This window comes from Flavobacterium sp. B167r (assembly GCF_056824315.1).
Genome location: NZ_CP124859.1, coordinates 202,291 through 220,527 on the forward strand (window position 1 = coordinate 202,291; position 18,237 = coordinate 220,527).

General features: G+C 33.1%; 18 protein-coding genes. 14 read left to right on the forward strand and 4 right to left on the reverse strand.

The window, feature by feature from the left end; all coding sequences use genetic code 11:
* Positions 1-82 precede the first annotated feature (82 nt).
* Both QLQ96_RS00985 and QLQ96_RS00990 read left to right on the forward strand, forming a co-directional pair.
* On the forward strand, positions 83-760 hold the full coding sequence (locus QLQ96_RS00985) for a DUF2461 domain-containing protein (protein WP_482493936.1): 678 nt from the start codon (positions 83-85) through the stop codon (positions 758-760).
* A gap of 99 nt (positions 761-859) precedes the next feature.
* The gene (locus tag QLQ96_RS00990; RefSeq protein ID WP_482493939.1) at positions 860-1,909 is read left to right on the forward strand and encodes a glycosyltransferase; all 1,050 of its coding nucleotides are present in this window, start codon (positions 860-862) and stop codon (positions 1,907-1,909) included.
* Between the two features lie 3 nt (positions 1,910-1,912).
* Here QLQ96_RS00990 and QLQ96_RS00995 read toward each other — a convergent pair whose 3' ends face one another.
* Positions 1,913-2,398, reverse strand: coding sequence for a hypothetical protein (locus tag QLQ96_RS00995; RefSeq protein WP_482493941.1), 486 nt, complete (start codon positions 2,396-2,398; stop codon positions 1,913-1,915).
* A gap of 129 nt (positions 2,399-2,527) precedes the next feature.
* Here QLQ96_RS00995 and hisC point away from each other — a divergent pair, with 129 nt between their 5' ends.
* From hisC to QLQ96_RS01030, 7 genes are all read left to right on the forward strand, one after another.
* Complete coding sequence (gene hisC, locus QLQ96_RS01000; protein WP_482493943.1) at positions 2,528-3,631, forward strand: histidinol-phosphate transaminase; 1,104 nt, start codon at positions 2,528-2,530, stop codon at positions 3,629-3,631.
* Positions 3,632-3,740: 109 nt separating this feature from the next.
* Positions 3,741-4,754, forward strand: coding sequence for a UDP-N-acetylmuramate dehydrogenase (gene murB, locus QLQ96_RS01005; protein WP_482493945.1), 1,014 nt, complete (start codon positions 3,741-3,743; stop codon positions 4,752-4,754).
* A gap of 90 nt (positions 4,755-4,844) precedes the next feature.
* Positions 4,845-5,459 (forward strand): FMN-binding negative transcriptional regulator, encoded by a 615-nt coding sequence (locus QLQ96_RS01010; protein ID WP_482493946.1) that lies wholly within the window; start codon positions 4,845-4,847, stop codon positions 5,457-5,459.
* A gap of 85 nt (positions 5,460-5,544) precedes the next feature.
* Entirely contained in the window at positions 5,545-6,651 is a 1,107-nt protein-coding gene (locus QLQ96_RS01015) for a glycosyltransferase (protein WP_482493947.1), read from the forward strand.
* The gene (locus tag QLQ96_RS01020; protein WP_482493949.1) at positions 6,642-7,193 is read left to right on the forward strand and encodes an RNA polymerase sigma factor; all 552 of its coding nucleotides are present in this window, start codon (positions 6,642-6,644) and stop codon (positions 7,191-7,193) included. The genes QLQ96_RS01015 and QLQ96_RS01020 overlap by 10 nt, the downstream gene beginning before the upstream one ends.
* A 156-nt stretch (positions 7,194-7,349) precedes the next feature.
* Positions 7,350-8,174: an energy transducer TonB gene (locus tag QLQ96_RS01025; protein ID WP_482493951.1), complete on the forward strand. Its 825-nt coding sequence runs from the start codon at positions 7,350-7,352 to the stop codon at positions 8,172-8,174.
* 124 nt (positions 8,175-8,298) lie between these two features.
* Positions 8,299-8,679 carry a PH domain-containing protein gene (locus QLQ96_RS01030; RefSeq protein WP_482493952.1) on the forward strand — a complete coding sequence of 127 codons (381 nt, stop codon included), beginning with the start codon at positions 8,299-8,301 and terminating at the stop codon, positions 8,677-8,679.
* Between the two features lie 57 nt (positions 8,680-8,736).
* Here QLQ96_RS01030 and QLQ96_RS01035 read toward each other — a convergent pair whose 3' ends face one another.
* Positions 8,737-9,606 carry a M48 family metalloprotease gene (locus QLQ96_RS01035; RefSeq protein WP_482493954.1) on the reverse strand — a complete coding sequence of 290 codons (870 nt, stop codon included), beginning with the start codon at positions 9,604-9,606 and terminating at the stop codon, positions 8,737-8,739.
* Between the two features lie 201 nt (positions 9,607-9,807).
* Positions 9,808-10,665: a M48 family metalloprotease gene (locus QLQ96_RS01040; RefSeq protein ID WP_482493956.1), complete on the reverse strand. Its 858-nt coding sequence runs from the start codon at positions 10,663-10,665 to the stop codon at positions 9,808-9,810.
* Positions 10,666-10,959: 294 nt separating this feature from the next.
* Between QLQ96_RS01040 and lipA the strand changes: the two genes are divergently transcribed.
* From lipA to QLQ96_RS01055, 3 genes are all read left to right on the forward strand, one after another.
* Positions 10,960-11,826 (forward strand): lipoyl synthase, encoded by an 867-nt coding sequence (gene lipA, locus QLQ96_RS01045; protein ID WP_379693048.1) that lies wholly within the window; start codon positions 10,960-10,962, stop codon positions 11,824-11,826.
* A gap of 75 nt (positions 11,827-11,901) precedes the next feature.
* A complete protein-coding gene (gap, locus tag QLQ96_RS01050) occupies positions 11,902-12,900 on the forward strand; it encodes a type I glyceraldehyde-3-phosphate dehydrogenase (RefSeq protein ID WP_482493957.1) in 999 nt (332 codons plus the stop codon).
* 26 nt (positions 12,901-12,926) lie between these two features.
* A complete protein-coding gene (locus QLQ96_RS01055) occupies positions 12,927-15,095 on the forward strand; it encodes a tetratricopeptide repeat-containing hybrid sensor histidine kinase/response regulator (protein ID WP_482493958.1) in 2,169 nt (722 codons plus the stop codon).
* Between the two features lie 35 nt (positions 15,096-15,130).
* Here QLQ96_RS01055 and lpxK read toward each other — a convergent pair whose 3' ends face one another.
* The gene (lpxK, locus tag QLQ96_RS01060) at positions 15,131-16,144 is read right to left on the reverse strand and encodes a tetraacyldisaccharide 4'-kinase (protein WP_482493960.1); all 1,014 of its coding nucleotides are present in this window, start codon (positions 16,142-16,144) and stop codon (positions 15,131-15,133) included.
* Positions 16,145-16,243: 99 nt separating this feature from the next.
* Here lpxK and QLQ96_RS01065 point away from each other — a divergent pair, with 99 nt between their 5' ends.
* Complete coding sequence (locus QLQ96_RS01065; RefSeq protein ID WP_482493962.1) at positions 16,244-17,338, forward strand: Nif3-like dinuclear metal center hexameric protein; 1,095 nt, start codon at positions 16,244-16,246, stop codon at positions 17,336-17,338.
* A gap of 3 nt (positions 17,339-17,341) precedes the next feature.
* Positions 17,342-18,121, forward strand: coding sequence for a zinc ribbon domain-containing protein (locus QLQ96_RS01070; protein ID WP_482493964.1), 780 nt, complete (start codon positions 17,342-17,344; stop codon positions 18,119-18,121).
* The last annotated feature ends 116 nt before the right edge of the window (positions 18,122-18,237 follow it).

An 18,237-nucleotide genomic window follows, 5' to 3' on the forward strand; every position in this document is an offset into this window, starting at 1 on the left:
AGTGTAAATTCGTGTAATTCGTGGCAGGCCAAAAATCAGTCTCCCACAATAAACATTAAAAACAACTGCAATAAAAAAGAATATGTTAGCGAAAGAATCATTGCAATTTTTAGACGATTTAAGAAAAAACAATAACCGCGAATGGTTTCAGGAAAATAAAAAGCGATACGAAATCTTTAAGAAAGATTATCATCAACTGGTGAGTGATTTTTTGGACGCAATGAAACCGCTGGATCGTTCATTAGAATTACTCGAAGTTAAAAACTGTACTTTCAGAATCAATCGTGATATTCGTTTTTCTAAAGACAAATCTCCATACAAAGCACATTTAGGAGTTTGGATGTCGGCTGGAGCAAAGGGCGCAAATCGTTCAGGTTATTATGTTCATATCGAAAAAGGCGCAAGTTTTATCGCCGGCGGATTTTATTCGCCTGAAGCGGAAGATTTAAAGAAAGTCCGTAAAGAAATTGCTTTTTTCTATGAAGATTTACAGGAGATTTTAAATGATAAAAACTTCAAAAAAGAGTTTGGAAATTTAGACATAAACGAAAACAATTCGCTTAAAAGCATGCCTCGCGGTTACGAAAAAGACCATCCAGCGATTGAGTTTTTAAAATTGAAAAGCTTTACTGCAACGCAGGTTTACAATGTTTCTGAAGTTTTAGAGAAAGATTTCGTAAAAAAAATGAGTCAAAAATTGATTGCTTTAAAACCTTTAAACGAATTCATCAACCGCGCTTTGGAAACCGGAGAATTTTAGTTTTATTTGCCACAGATTTCACAGATTCTCACAGATTAATTTTTCGCGACAGCAAAAATCCTTTTAATCTTTTTAATCTGTGGCAAAAAACAATAATTGATGAAAAGGAAAATACTTTTTCTTGGAGAATCTTATCGCGCTGATGCCATAACTTGGATGAAAGGTCTAAAGGAATTTGGCGATTTTGAAATTATCACTTGGGAACTTCAGACTTCTAACAATCATAGATTCAAACGTATTTTAGAGTATTTCTTCTCTCCTCTTTCTATTCGAAAAATCATTAAAAAAGAAAAACCAAACATGGTTATTGCAGAAAGAACAACCAGTTATGGTTTTCTTGCCGCATTATCAGGATCTAAAACCATTGCAGTCGCGCAACAAGGCCGAACCGATTTATGGCCTGAAGAATCTGCTTTATATCCTTATAAAAAATTCATTCAGAAATATGCTTTCAAAAAAGCGCATTTAATCCATGCTTGGGGACCTGTCATGGCAATTCACATGAAAGCAACTGGTGTTGATATGAATAAAGTTTTGGTTCTTCCAAAAGGAATTGACTTATCGCTTTTTACTCCTTCAACCAATAATTCGAACAAAATTGAAGCGATTGTAACGCGTTCGCTTCAGCCAGAATATCGACACGATTCTATTTTAAAAGCTTTCGGAATTTTAAACCAAAAAGGAATTGATTTTTCTCTGAAAATTGTCGGCGATGGAACAAGATTGCAGTTTTTAAAGGATTTAGCTACAGCACTTCAAATAGAAAATAAAGTGATTTTTACAGGAAGAATTCCGAATACGGAACTTCCAAAATTATTACAGCAATCAAATATTTACATCAGCATGCCAATTACTGAAGGTGTTTCTGCCTCTTTGTTTGAAGCAATGGCCTCTAATTGTTTCCCCATAGTTTCTGATATTCCCGGAAATCAAAGTTGGATTACGCATCGCGAAAACGGTCAATTAATTACAATTGATGATATTGAAATGCTTGCAGAAGAATTAATCTGGTCTTTTGAGAATCCTGATTTGCGAAATGAAGCGATTACTCGAAACAGGAAGTTTGTGGAGGAAAATGCCAATTATGATATTAATATGAAAGTTATTTCAGAGAAATATCATGAGTTGCTTGATTCAAGAAACAATTAAGCTTTATCTTTTATTCGGGTCAGCCAAAGAGATTTTTTTATCATCCTCCAAAATTCCGTTACTCGGAACTAATCGAATTGTTTCTCCTTCTTTATAAATATTAAAAACACCCAAATCTTTAATAATATCTTCTTTACTCAGGTTTTTCATCTTGCAAGTCAATCCAACAAAATGAGCATCTTTTACAATTAATTGTATATGATCATTATCAACTTGTTTATAAGTTCCAGAAGTAAAAACGAAGCAATCATTAAGGCATTTAACTGACGTATCGCAAAAAAAAGTGCCATCTGACTTGAACGTTAAACGGCGGTCATAATTGATTTTTTCTACTTTTGTCAAAGAATATTCGGCAACATCTGTATATCCAATTATATCTTTTGTTTTCCATTCTCCCACTATATCAGTTTGAGCAAAAGAAGATATTGACCAAAATACATTTAGAATAAGAAAAAATACAAATCCGTTTTTATTAATTGATTTTGACATAATTACACTATTACATTTAATTCAAACTTACAAAAAAATAGATTTCAACTAAAACTAAATCATCGTAACTTTTTCCATAACACATCGACATATTGCTAATTACATCATCTAATTTAATCTTAAAGAAATATGAATAATAGAAGAAATTGGTTAAAACAAGTAAGTTTAGGCGCAGTAGGGTTAGGCTTTTGCCAATTTGAAGCATTTGCAAATACTTCAACTGAAAATTATATTTTTTCCGATGTAGAAAAATCGCCTATTTTATTGCGCTCAAATGAAAATCCATACGGGCCTTCACCTTTAGCGCGCGCCGCTATGCAGAAAAGCATCAATAGCAGCAATCGATATGGCTGGGATCTTTCAGATGAATTAATTTCTCTTATTGCTAAAAAGAATAATGTTTCAAACAACAATATTCTACTTGGCGCTGGTTCAACTGAAATTTTGGATTTAGTTCTTCAATATACCGCGCTTCAGAAAGGCAATTTTGTATTAGCTGAAACCACTTTTAATTATTGGACATTTCCTTCTGATAAATTAGGAATAAAAAAAATCACCGTTCCGTTAACTTCAGACAAAAAACATGATTTAGCAGCAATGCTAAAAGCAATTGATGCAGATACAAAAATGGTTTACATCTGCAATCCTAACAATCCGACGGGAACAATTTGCGAAAGAGAGCAATTGGTTTCTTTTGTAAAAGAAGCTTCAAAAAAAGCCATTGTTTTTGTTGACGAAGCGTATCTTGATTTCACAAAAGAAGAATCATTAAGCAGTCTTGTAGCGGAAAACAAAAATTTAATCATTACTAAAACTTTTTCAAAAATGTACGGTTTGGCTGGCGCGCGCATTGGTTATGCCGTTGCGGCTTCTTCAACAATAGAAGAAATAAGCGCGTTAAAATCTTCTCCGAATTTATCTGTTAGCGCAGTATCAACAGTTGCTGCTATCGCTTCTTTAAAAGACGAAAAATTTATTGAGCAAGTCCATTCGTTAAACGAAGAAGTTAAAAAATATACAATAGAACAGCTTACAAAACTCAATTTAACCTGTATTCCATCTCACGCCAATTTTGTTTATTTCTCATTGGAGAATTACAAAAAAGATTATTTTAAACAATTGGAAAATCATAATATACAAGGAACTAAAATCTACGAAGAAAACGGAAAATGGACTAGAATTACGATTGGAACAATGAAAGAAATGCAACAATTTATTGAAGCCATAAAATAAAATATCGAAAAAAGTCTTTTTATAGAAAATCTACTCAAATAAATTATAATCGTTACTTTTGATCTCAGAATTTTTCCGAAGTTTTCGGAAGTTAAAAAGCCTTTTATTTATGGAAATCCAATCCAATTTTTCATTAAAAAAATACAATACTTTTGGCATTGAAGCCAGTGCTAAACAATTCGTTGCAGTTCATTCTATTGCTGAATTAAAAACGGTTTTAGAGGAAAACAAAAATGAGAAAAAATTCATTTTAGGAGGTGGAAGCAATATGCTTTTAACGAAAGATATTGACGCTTTGGTTATTCATATTGATTTAAAAGGAAAAAAAATCGCAAAAGAAGACGACGATTTTGTTTGGGTTGAAAGTCAGGCTGGCGAAACTTGGCATGATTTCGTTCTTTGGACGATTGATAACAATTTAGGCGGTTTAGAAAACATGTCTCTTATTCCTGGAAATGTTGGTACAACTCCAGTTCAGAATATTGGCGCTTATGGAACGGAAATAAAAGACACTTTTGTTTCTTGCGAAGCGATGAATATTGCAACTCAAGAAATGAAAACTTTCAATAATGCCGAATGCAATTTTGGCTACCGCGAAAGTATTTTCAAACATGAAGCAAAAGACCAATATATTATCACTTCGGTTATTTTCAAATTGACCAAACGCAATCATAAAATCAATACTTCTTACGGAGATATTTTGGCAGAATTGGCTAAAAACAATATTACAGAACCAACATTAAAAGATGTCAGCAATGCTGTAATTGCGATCAGACAAAGCAAATTGCCAGACCCAAAAGAATTAGGAAATAGCGGAAGTTTCTTCAAAAATCCTATTTTATTGAAATCTGATTTTGAAAAAATCCACCAAAAATTCCCAGAAATGAAATTTTACGAAGTTTCAGAAACCGAAGTAAAAGTTCCTGCTGGCTGGCTGATTGAACAAGCTGGTTTTAAAGGAAAACGTTTTGGAGATGCTGGAGTCCATAAAAATCAAGCTTTGGTTTTAGTGAATTATGGAAACGCAACGGGACAGGAAATTTTAGCCGTTTCTAAAGAAGTTCAAAAAACCGTTTTTGAAACTTTCGGCATTCAAATCGAAGCAGAAGTGAATGTAATTTAAATTGAGACAATTAGGAAATGAGATAATTAGATAATTTCAAACCCTTGAGCCTTTGCTTCTTTGTTCCTTTGAACCTAAAAAAAGAAAAAAATGTATACACCCGATTTATACAAAAACGAAAATCAGGAAGAGATCAGAGCTTTTTTGAAAGAAAACAGTTTTGGAATCTTGATAAATCAGACTAACGGAAAACTGACAGCAACTCATATTCCGATAGAGTTGGAATTGAATTCTGAAGGAAAAGAAATTCTACAAGGACATATTTCAAAACTGAATCCGCAAGCAGAAGGTTTTAAAGAAAACGATCAGGTTTTGGCTGTTTTTACGGGACCGCATAGTTATATTTCTTCTTCTTGGTATGATCATGAAAATGTTCCGACTTGGAATTACATAGCCGTGCATGTTTATGGAAAAATCAAGATTATAGATTACGAAACTTCTGTAGAGCAATTAAAGAAATTGGTTGATAAATACGAAGTGAATTCTAAGAACCCCGTTCGCGTTGAAGATTTATCTCAGAAAACAATGCGCGAAGCTCGTGGAATCTTTGGTTTTGAGATTGAAATTGAAGAAATTCAAGCCACCAAAAAACTCTCTCAAAACCGTGACGATCACAATTATAAAAACATAATTTCGGAATTGGAAAAAACCGAAAACCCTCAGTCTATTGCTATTGCAGAAGAAATGTCAAAATGCCGAAAGTAAATCAGTTTTGGCTATTGAATTTAGCGAATTCATAAGTACATTTGCAGTCGCAAAACGTGAAAATTAATAGAATCAAATAAATCAGATGCTTATATACATATTTTACTTTTTTATTGCTGTTGTCGTAGTTCAATTATTTTATTATTTAGGTTTTTTTGGAAAATTTGCTTTTGCCAAACCACAACATGTGAAACCTAAAAACCTTCCAGTTTCTGTAATTGTATGTGCTAAAAATGAAGAAGAGAATGTAAAAAAATACGTTCCGCTTTTGGCGCAGCAAGATTATCCAGATTTTGAAATTGTCTTAATTGACGACGCATCTAGCGATGAAACTCTTGAAGTTTTTGAAGAATTTGAAAAACAATTCTCTAATATCCGTTTGGTAAAAGTAGAGAACAACGAGGCTTTTTGGGGGAATAAAAAATACGCTTTAACGCTTGGAATAAAAGCGGCAAAAAAAGATTATTTATTGTTTACAGATGCAGATTGTTTTCCGAGTTCTAAAGACTGGATTACTTCTATGACTTCGCATTTTAGCACAAACAAAACTATTGTTTTGGGTTATGGAGGTTATGAGAAAGTAGAGCGTTCATTTCTAAACAAAATTATCCGCTTTGAAACTGTGCTAACAGCAATTCAATATTTTTCATGGGCAAAAATGGGTCTTCCTTATATGGGAGTCGGCAGAAATCTTGCTTATAAAAAAGAAGAGTTTTTTAATGTGAATGGTTTTATTGACCACATTCAAATTCGCTCTGGCGATGACGATTTGTTCATCAATCAAGCTGCAAATAAAGAAAACACTACTATTTCTTATTCTCCTGATAGTTTTACGTATTCAAAACCTAAGACAAGTTATAAGGAATGGTTTACTCAGAAAAGAAGACATATTTCGACTGCAGAACATTACAAGTTTTTTGACAAAATGCAGTTAGGATTATTTTTCCTTTCACAATTATTTTTCTTTATATCAGTTATCATATTATTAGCATTTCAATTTCAATGGATTGCCGTATTAGCAATTTTAGCAACACGCTATACTGTTGTCTGGACAGTAATTGGATTTTCAGCAGGAAAATTAAAAGAAAAAGATATTAAATTTTGGTTTCCAGTTGTTGAGATAGCGCTTATATTAACGCAAATTAATATCTTTATAACTAATATCTTTTCAAAACCCGTATATTGGAAATAAATTCTAAAATAGAAAAAGCAAAAAAAGGCGATCAGATCGCCTTTACTTTTTTATTAGATCATTATTGGAATGAGGTGTATTCGTTTATGCTTAAACGAACCGAAAATGAAACCACCGCAGAAGATATTACCATAGAAACCTTCTCTAAAGCTTTTGACAAAATAGCTTCTTATAATCCAGAGTTTCAATTTAACACCTGGCTTATTGCAATTGCAAAAAACGTCTATATTGATTTACTTCGAAAAAAGAAAACCAATCTTTTTATAGAAATCACAGACAACGAAGACCAACAAGCATACAACATTGCTGACCCCACTCCATCTGCAGAAGATGCTTTAATTAAAGAACAGAACCTCTCTCGTCTGCTCTTATGCATCAAAGAACTCAAACCGCACTACCAAGAAGTAATTCAGCTTCGTTATTTTCAAGAAATGTCTTATCAGGAAATTGCTGTTAAGATGGATGAACCATTAAGCAGCGTTAAAGTAAAACTTTTGCGCGCTAAAAAATTATTGGCAGAAATCATTGAACGTAATAGATAATTTACTATCTTTAAATAAAGAATAAATAATTCTTATTTTTATTCTTAAAATAAACACATTTTCACAACATTAAAACTACAACTTTCACGTTGTTAGCTAAAACCTAAACCTTTATGCGTATGATTTAAAGTTACTTAACCTTAAAACCCAAAAATTATGTCTAAATTAAGCATTTATGAAAACAAGTGGACCGATCTTGTTTTCGAGAACAAAAACAAAGAATATGGCGCGTATCAGTTACGCCAAGAGAACTCCAAAAACTCTGTTACAGCTCTCTTTATGGGTTTATTGTTAATAACGGCTTTAGGAAGTGCACCGGTACTTATTAGCAAAATTACAACTTCACCAGTTGAAGTTGAGCCAGAACCTCAAATTTACGAACCAACGATTGTACACGTTGACCCAATTGTTGTGCCTCCACCACCAGCTCCACCCGCACCAGTAGTTGAGCAAAGTGCTGCAAAATCAACAGACGCAACTCAATTAATTAATCCAGTGGCGGCAAAACCAGAAGAAGCAGTTGACAAAATTGCTCCAAACACGGAAAATATACCAACGGTAGACAATGCAAATGGAAATGGAACTGCAGTTAATCCAATGCCTACAACGGGAGGCGGAGGAAATGGTGATGTTGCTTCTGTAACCCCTAAAATTGAAGGACCTGTTTCTTCTGCAATTTTGGACAAACAACCTGAATACCCAGGTGGAATCGGGCAGTTTTATAAATATGTTGGAAACAATTTCCGCAGACCAGAACTTGATGCAGAAAAAACATTAAGAGTGTATATATCTTTTGTAGTTGAAAAAGACGGATCGCTTACAGACATTATGGTAAAAAATGATCCAGGTTACGGAATGGGCAAAGAAGCAATTAGAGTTTTAAAATCATTAAAAACAAAATGGGCTCCAGGGATTCTTAACGGGCAAGCAGTTCGAACTGCATACAATCTTCCAATAACAATAAAAACAGAAGTCGAATAATATAAATATTTTGAAAAGTAAAAAGCAGAACTTAGGTTCTGCTTTTTTGTTTATAGTCATTTAAAAATCCACTACATTTACTACTCCAAAATGGAATTCATTCTAACTAATTAAAAATAAAATAATGGGAATATTTTCAGCTATTCTTGGCAATGCAGGTTCTGTAAGTCAGGAAGATTTAATTAAGAAGTACGGACAGCTTTTGACGGCAAACGAGGAAATTGAAATGGGTTTTAAACTTATTCGCGATACTTTCATTTTTACCAACAAAAGACTAATCTTGGTTGATGTTCAAGGAATTACAGGAAGCAAAACAGAATACAAATCTATTGCTTACAAAAACATCACAAGATTCAGCGTAGAAACTGCAGGAGCTTTTGATCTTGATGCCGAATTAAAAATCTGGATTTCAAGCGAATTGCAGCCAAGCATTGTAAAACAATTCAACAAATCGGTTAACGTTTATGAAGTGCAAAAAATTCTTGCTTTTCATGTATTAGGATAAAAAAATAACCCCGACAATAAAAATTTGTCGGGGTTTATCATTTATCAGAAGCAACTTTTATTTCTTTTTTGTCGTAGTTGCTTTCTTTGTAGTTGTCTTTTTAGTTGTAGTTACGGGAACTGTATTTACAATTTTCTGCTGTACATATGGTTTGTAAACACCATCTTTTTCCGCTCTTATCTTAGCATCATCTGCTCTTTTCTTTGAGTCAGGATGTGAACTCATCATCTGATCAATAAATGAAGCTTCTGCTCCTTCACTCATTTTTGCCAAAATTCTAAAAGCAGATTCTTCAGCATTTACATTGTAGCCATTTTTTTTCAAAAAATCATACGAAAACAAATCCGCTTCTGTTTCTTGCTTGCGACTGTATTTGCTATCAATAATGGCGCTTCCAATTTTCCCTAACTGACTATCTGTAACAGCTGAAATCTTTGCCGATTGTGAAGACGCGCCATCCATTAGCGCTTCTTTTTGATATGCTGCACGCATTGCGTCTCTCGAATCATTATTTGCTACGTGACCAATTTCGTGACCAATAACCGCTAATAATTCATTGTCATCCATAATATCCATTAAACCAGAATATACACGTACGCTTCCATCGGCTGTTGCAAATGCATTCACCTCTTTTAATTTATAAACTTTATAATTTAATGTAAAACCTTCTCCAGAAGTATGTTTTCCAAAAACTCTGTTTAATCTCAAAGCGTAGCCATCAGTTGGCCCTGCTATTACATTAGCTGAATCTAATTTGCGTACTGCTTCTTTTGACAAAGCTGCAGCATCAGCGTTACTTAAAGTAAAACTTGTGACACCTTTTTGAAGTGCTCCAATGGCTTTATCTCCCAAATTTATTTGCGCATTCATTTTAGTAAAACCTAATGTGGCAAATAAAATTCCAAAAACTAGTAATTTCTTTTTCATGTTTTAATTTATTACAATTTGACAACAAATTTAGCACAACAAAATGCTTTATTATTTTACACAAAGATTGTTTTTTCAACAAATAAAGATATAAATTTAAAACGATTAATAAAGATCTCTAGACTATTATTCATAAAAGGCCTAAAACAAAAAAACCGGCAAATTCTAAAGAACTTCCCGGTTTTAATTTATATGCAAAAATTATTTCTTTTTTGCTGTTGTTTTTTTCGCAACTGTTTTTGCTTTAACTGGCGCAGTATTGTCTATTTTCTGTTGTACATAAGCATTATACAAACCATCTTTTGTTGCTTTTTTCTTCGCGTCGTCTGCTCTTTTTCCAGAATCTGGATGTGAGCTCACCATTTTAGTCATAAAAGAAGACTCTGTTCCTTCGCTTAACTTTTGAAGGATTCTGAAAGCCGACTCTACAGCATTGACATCATAGCCATTTTTTTTCATAAAATCATAAGAAAATGAATCTGCCTCTGATTCTTGTTTTCTACTGTGTTTGCTATCTATCATAGCGCTTCCTAATTTTCCCAATTGAGAACTTGTAAGAGTCTCAATTTTTCCTGATTGCGATGATGCCGCATCTAACAAAGCTTCTTTTTTATAAGCCGCTTTTATTGCATCTCTGGTATCATGATTTGCAACGTGCCCAATTTCATGTCCAATCACAGCAAGCAACTGATTGTCATCCATTACATCCATTAAGCCCGCGAATACACGAACACTTCCGTCAGCACATGCAAAAGCATTAATATCTTTTACTAAGTAAACTTTATAATTCAATGTAACTCCTTCGCTCGAAGCGTGTTTACTAAATACACGATTCAAACGAATTGCATATCCATCCGTAGGCTTAGCAACAGGATTATTTGCGTCTAATTCTTCTATTGACTGCTTAGCCAAAGCAACTGCATCGGCATCACTGAAAGTAAATCCTGAAATACCTTTACTCACTGCCCCAATAGATTTGTCTGACAATATTTGCGCATTCATTTCGGTAAAACCAAAAGCCGTCAGTAAAATCCCTAACGTTATAAATCTCTTTTTCATTTTTAAACAATTAAATTAACAGTAAAAATACTATACATTTAATTTTAGAGATGGTCGATTAAGTCAAATTTGTAACAGAATAAGACGGATATAAAATTTTAAAAAAAATGAAGTTTATTACGAAAATCTTAAGCAAGAAATAAAAAGGCATTGCAAAAGCCCTTTCAGAAATTAAAGTATTAACACTTGAACTTAATTATCACAAATAACAGCAGAAAGGCAAACTAAACGAAAAGCAAATTAACGCCTCTAAATGAACTACATTCCGTATCTTTGTACTTTGAATTTTGATATATGGAAACAGTCATTGAAAATGTACCTGCCACAAAACCAAAGTGGTTAAAAGTAAAATTACCTATCGGACAAAAATATACTGAACTTAGAGGTTTAGTTGATAAATATAGTTTAAATACAATATGTACTTCTGGAAGCTGCCCAAATATGGGAGAATGCTGGGGTGAAGGAACGGCAACTTTTATGATTTTAGGAAACGTTTGCACTCGTTCTTGCGGTTTCTGCGGTGTAAAAACTGGAAGACCAGAAACTGTAGATTGGGATGAACCTGAAAAAGTGGCTCGTTCTATTAAGATCATGAATATCAAGCATGCCGTAATCACTAGCGTTGACAGAGACGATATTAAAGATGGTGGTTCTATCATTTGGATGGAAACCGTGAGAGCTATCAGAAGAATGAATCCTCAAACTACTCTTGAAACTTTGATCCCAGATTTTCAAGGAATTGAAAGAAACCTTGATCGTATTGTAGAAGCAAATCCTGAAGTTGTTTCTCATAACATGGAAACGGTACGCCGTTTAACTCGCGAAGTTCGTATTCAAGCTAAATATGACAGAAGTTTAGAAGTGCTTCGTTATTTAAAAGAAAAAGGAATTAACAGAACCAAATCTGGAATTATGCTTGGTCTTGGAGAAACTGAAGAAGAGGTTTTCCAAACGATGACCGATTTGAGAAATGCAAATGTTGATGTGGTTACTATTGGGCAATATTTACAGCCAAGTAAAAAACATCTTCCTGTAAAAGAATTCATTACGCCTGAACAATTTGCCAGATACGAACAATTTGGTCTTGAGTTAGGTTTCAGACATGTAGAAAGCGGACCTCTTGTTCGTTCTTCATATAAAGCACAAAAACATATTTTATAAAAAAGGTTTAACCGTTTAATCGTTTAATTGTAAAACCGATTAAACGATTAAACAGTTAAACAAATAAACTAAAAGTTGAAAACAAGAATTGCCATTAATGGATTTGGAAGAATTGGAAGAAATTTATTCCGATTGCTTTTAAATCACCCTGAAATCGAAGTCGTTGCTATAAATGACATTGCAGACAATAAAACCATGTCACATTTAATAAAATATGACAGTATTCATGGAGTTTTGCCTGCTCAAGTAAGTCATGACGAAAATAGTATTATTGTAGACGGAAGGCATTTTTTCTTTTTTCACGAAAAAAACATTTCAAACATAGATTGGAAATCGCATTCGATTGATATAGTAATCGAATCGACAGGCAAGTATAAAACGCATGAAGAATTAAATGCGCATCTTGAAGCTGGAGCAAAAAAGGTAATTCTTTCGGCTCCTTCAGAAGTTGACACTATAAAAACGGTTGTTCTTGGTGTAAACGAACATATTTTGGAAGGAAATGAAGATATAGTTTCTAATGCAAGCTGTACGACAAATAACGCTGCTCCGATGATTAAAATTATCGAAGAATTATGCGGAATCGAGCAAGCGTACATAACAACCATACATTCTTTCACGACAGACCAAAGTCTTCATGACCAGCCACATAAGGATTTACGCCGTGCGAGAGGTGCTAGTCAGTCAATTGTTCCAACAACTACAGGTGCAGCTAAGGCATTAACGAAAATTTTTCCTAAATTGCACAATAAAGTGGGAGGTTGTGGCATTAGAGTACCAGTTCCAGACGGTTCATTAACAGACATAACCTTCAATGTAAAACGTGCTGTTAGCATTGAAGAAATAAATAAAGCATTCCAACAAGCCTCAAAAACAAATTTAAAAGGAATATTAGATTATACCGAAGATCCGATTGTCTCGGTTGATGTAATTGGCAACACACATTCGTGTTTATTTGATGCTCAGCTAACTTCTGTTATCGATAAAATGGTAAAAGTAGTGGGCTGGTACGATAACGAAATTGGCTATTCATCAAGATTGATCGATTTAATTTTACTTATAAGAAAAAAATAAGATTCATTGTAACAGCAGTAGCATACATGAAATACTATCTTTTTATTGTTGTTTGTTTTTTTAACTCGTTTTTGTATTCTCAAGTAAAGAATACGGATAGCGTGACCTATTATAACAAGCTTGCCAATTCTAACCTTAACAATAAAAAGTTCGATCAGGCGATTTACTACACAGAAAAGTCGATTAATTTTTGTGAAGAAAATGGCAAAAAAGAGAACTTAGCCAATCAGACTTTTAAGCTTGGTAAAATATATTATAATCAGAGAAGATTTGAAGACGCTTTAAAAAATTTCCACAAAACAGTTTCTTTATTTGACACCTTAAAACCAAGTTGCACAGAAGTCTTGGCATTGCATTATATTGGTGTAACTAATACGGCAAAAGGCGACTACAAAACTGCAACTGTTTATTATACAAAAGCCAAAGATTTAATAAAAGAGCTGAATATAAATGACAATGCTGAAGTATTAGATTATCAGAAAGCTTTAGCATATAAAACCAATAATGATCTTAAATCGGCGGTAAAAACTTTTAAAGCAATCACAAAAAAGCCAGATAATAACGCTCTTATAAAAACTAAAGTTGACACGTACTATCAGCTTGGATTAATAGAAACTCAGCTTAAAAGAAATGATTCGGCTATTATATATTTTGACAAAGCATTAGATTACAACGACAAAATCAATGATTTTCCGAAGAAATCTAAAATCGTTTTAGCGATAAGCCAGTATTACAAACAAAATAAAAATTATGATCTGGCATATTCCTATTTAAACGAACATTATCAGCTGGAAAATTATATTTTAAAATTAAAAAATGCCAAAATTGATTTGGACGAATTCGCAAAATTCAAAAAAAATCAATCTTTAAATAATACTATTAAAAAAGAAAGCGAAGAAAAATTTCAACTCAAAACCTATCGTTATTCTAAGCTGGTTAGCATTTTAGCAATTGCTTTAATTTCGATTTTATCTCTTTTGAGTTTGGCATTGTACAAAAACAACATCATAAGAAATCAGAATAATTTATTGCTTCGCGAAAAAAACAAAGAGTTGATTTTAGCTAAAAATAAAGCAGAAAAAGCTTCAAAAGCAAGATCTGAATTTTTATCTACAGTAAGTCACGAACTCCGGACACCGTTGAATGCCATTAACGGAATTACCCACATTCTTCTTGAAGACAAACCAAAGAAAAAACAATTAAAGTACTTAGAATCTTTAAAATTCTCTGGAAACTATTTAACTACTTTCATCAATGAAATTTTAGAAATTAATAAAATTGATTCGACTAAAGTTGAAGTTGAAAATATCAGCTTTAATTTGAAAGAATTGCTTTTTAATATCCAAAGTTCATTAAAAGAATTGGCAACCGCCAACAAGAATTACTTTAACTTAGAAATAGACAAAGCGATTCCTGATAATTTGATCGGAGATCCCACAAAATTATCCCAGATCATCCTTAATTTAATCAATAATGCCTTAAAGTTTACCCAAAACGGAAATGTAAATGTTATTGCAAAATTGTATTCTCAAGAAGAGGAAGATGCCATCGTTTATTTCGAAATTGTCGACACTGGAATCGGAATTCCAGAAGACAAACTTCAGTCTGTTTTTGAAAGCTTTTCTCAAGGCTCTATCGAAGTAAATAGAAAATACGGAGGAACAGGCCTTGGACTTACCATTGTAAAAAAACTAATCGAACTTTTAGGAGGTGAAATAAAATTAAAGAGTGAAGTGGGCAAAGGTTCTACGTTTACCTTTAAACTAAATTTTAAAATCAACAACGAACCATTGGAAGCAATTGAAGAAGTAAAACCTTATAACGATAAACAATTGAAAAACAAATCTATTTTATTGATTGAGGACAACAAAATCAATCAAATGATCACTCGCAAAATGTTGGAAAACAAAAACATTACTTGCGAAATTGTTGACAATGGAGAAGATGCTGTCGAGCTTTTAAAAGTCAAACGCTTCGATATGATTTTGATGGATGTTCATCTTCCTGGCATCAACGGAACTACTGCTACTAAATTGATTCGCGAGTTTGACAAAGCGACTCCAATTATTGCTTTAACAGCTATTTCGCTTGACGAAAACCGAGATATGCTTATTTCTTTCGGAATGGACGACGTGATTACAAAACCTTTTGTTCCAGACGATTTCTACACGACTATTGCTAAGTTTTTTGATTAATTTCTAAGATACTGAGATTCTGAGATACTGAGATTCTAAGTTTTTTCTATATACTCTAAAATCGTTGCATCGAAGTTTTGCTGATGGCTGATGAAAGAACTTTTTATTGGAAGATAATACAATTGATCTACTAACTCTGAGTCTTTTAAACGCACATAATCTTTTTCGGTTGTAATTATTTTTCTTCCGTTTGCTTTATTTCGAATTGCATCTAAATCTGAATCAGAAAAATGATGATGATCTGGAAAAGTCAGACATTCGTCATTTTCATTTTTCAAGTAATCAAAAAATGGTTTCGGTTTTGCAATTCCAGCCAAAAGCAATTTAGATTCCGATTTGATTTCGCTTACCGCAATTTCTTCGTTTTTACCATAAATAACCAAATCATAATCTATAAAAGTAAAAAAGACTTGCTGTGTCGCTTTTAAGTTCAGTTTCGATTTAATTTTAACTTGTTCTTCTTCGGTTAAAATTTTAGGACATTTTGTAACAACCACAATATTTGCTCTTTCAGCTCCGCTCCTGCTTTCGCGTAAATTTCCCGTTGGAAGCATAAAATCATCTGCATACAAATCCCCATAAGAAGTCAGCAAAATATAAAAACCAGCTTTTACTTTTCGGTGCTGATACGCATCGTCAAGCAAAACAATTTCAGGTTTTTCGTTTTGAGAAAGCAATTGCTGAATTCCGTTTGTACGATTGGCATCAACGGCAACCATCACATTTGGAAATTTTTGATAGAACTGAAATGGTTCGTCTCCTAAAATTTCAGCATTCGAATTTTCATCAGCCAAAACAAAACCTTCAGACTTTCTTTTGTAGCCACGGCTTAAAGTCGCAACTTTATAATTATCCGATAATAAACGAATTAAATATTCTATTTGAGGTGTTTTTCCAGTTCCGCCCACGCTAAGATTTCCAACTGCAATAACCGGAAGATCAAATGAAGTCGATTTTAAAACGCCTTTATCAAAAAGAAAATTACGGATTGAAGTAATGAATCCGTATAAAATGGCGAAAGGGAAAAGTAATTTTCGAAGTAAGTTCATTCTACGAAAGTATAATTTTTTTCGTTATTTTGTTTTAAGTTTTGGCACAAGTCAAAGAACTTGAAGCCTGAAACCTAAAACTTGAAACAAAACAAAAAAATGAAAATCAAAAATATTATATCGGTTCTCGAAGAAATGGCTCCTTTGGCTTACGCCGAAGATTTTGACAATGTCGGACTTTTAGTCGGAGATGCCGAAACCGAATCTTCTGGAGTTTTAGTTTGTCATGATGCTTTAGAAAGTGTAATTGACGAAGCCGTTTCTAAAAACTGCAATCTTGTGGTTTGTTTTCACCCGATATTGTTTTCTGGAATTAAAAAAATCACAGGAAAAAATTATGTTGAACGTGCGATTTTAAAAGCAATCAAAAATGACATTGCTATTTATGCCGTTCATACCGCACTTGACAATCATTCGCAAGGCGTAAATAAAATTTTCTGCGATGCTTTAGGCTTAACAAACACCAAAGTTTTGATTCAAAAACAAAATTTCATTCAAAAATTAGTCACTTTTACTGTTCCAGATAATGCAGATAAAGTTCGAAATGCAATGTTTGAAGCTGGCGCAGGAACGATTGGAAATTATGACAATTGCAGTTTCAACTCGCAGGGATTTTTTACTTTTCAAGGAAATGAAGACAGCAATCCAGTAATTGGAGAAAAAGGAAAACTGCATACAGGCGAAGAAATCAAGATTGAAGTAGTTTTTGAAAAACACTTACAATCTAGAATTTTGAAAGCTCTTTTTGCGAATCATATTTATGAAGAAGTCGCTTATGAAATTTACGATTTAAATAATTCGCATCAAAATATTGGTTTAGGAATGATTGGCGAACTGGAAACTGAAATGGATGAAAAAGATTTTCTTATTTCTGTAAAAGAAAAAATGATTGCCGACGGAATTCGCCATTCTGCTTTTTTAGCAAAGAAGATCAAGAAAGTTGCCGTTTTGGGAGGTTCAGGAAGTTTTGCCATAAAAAATGCAATTCAGGCTGGAGCAGATGCTTTTTTGACTGCAGATTTGAAGTATCACCAGTTTTATGAGGCTGAAAATAAGCTTCTTTTGGCAGATATTGGTCATTTTGAGAGTGAACGCTATACAAAAAATTATATTGTTGATTATCTTCGAAAAAAAATTCTTAATTTTGCAATCATTTTATCGGAAGAAAATACAAATCCAGTTAAGTACTTATAGAATATGACGAATACGAAAGAATTAAGTGTTGAGGACAAGTTAAGAGCAATATACGATTTACAGCTTATTGACTCTAGAATTGACGAAATCAGAAACGTTAGAGGTGAACTTCCTCTAGAAGTTGAAGATTTGGAAGATGAAGTTGCGGGCTTAAGCACACGTTCAGAGAAACTGAAGAGTGAACTTGAAGTAATTGAGGAGCAAATCAAAGCGAAGAAAAATGCTATTGATGAGCACAAAGAAGTGATCAAGAAATACACAAAACAACAAGAATCAGTACGTAACAACAGAGAATTTAATTCTTTGACTAAAGAAGTTGAATTTCAAGAATTAGAAATTCAATTGGCTGAAAAGCAAATCAAAGAAATGAAAGCTTCTATCGAGCATAAAAAAGAAGTTATTTCTAATTTAAAAGAAAAACTTGACGCTAAAAGCTCTCATTTAAAACATAAAAAATCTGAATTAGACGCTATCATGGCTGAAACTCAGAAAGAAGAAACTTTCTTAACTGAAAAATCTGCTGAATTTTCTGCTCAAATCGAAGATAGATTATTGGCAGCTTACAACAGAATCAGAAGCAGTGTTCGTAACGGATTAGCTGTAGTTTCTATCGAAAGAGGAGCTTCTGCTGGATCTTTCTTTACAATTCCGCCTCAAACTCAGGTTGAAATTGCTTCAAGAAAGAAAATCATCACTGATGAGCACTCTGGAAGAATCTTAGTTGATTCGCAATTAGCTGAAGAAGAAAAAGAAAAAATGGAACAATTGTTCACAAAATTCTAAATATCAAGTCCCGATTTAATCGGGACTTTTTTTTTGCTGTTTTTTTTCCACGAATTACACTAATTCTCACTAATTTTTTTTTATCTATAACAATGGGTTAAAAAATTCGTGCTTAT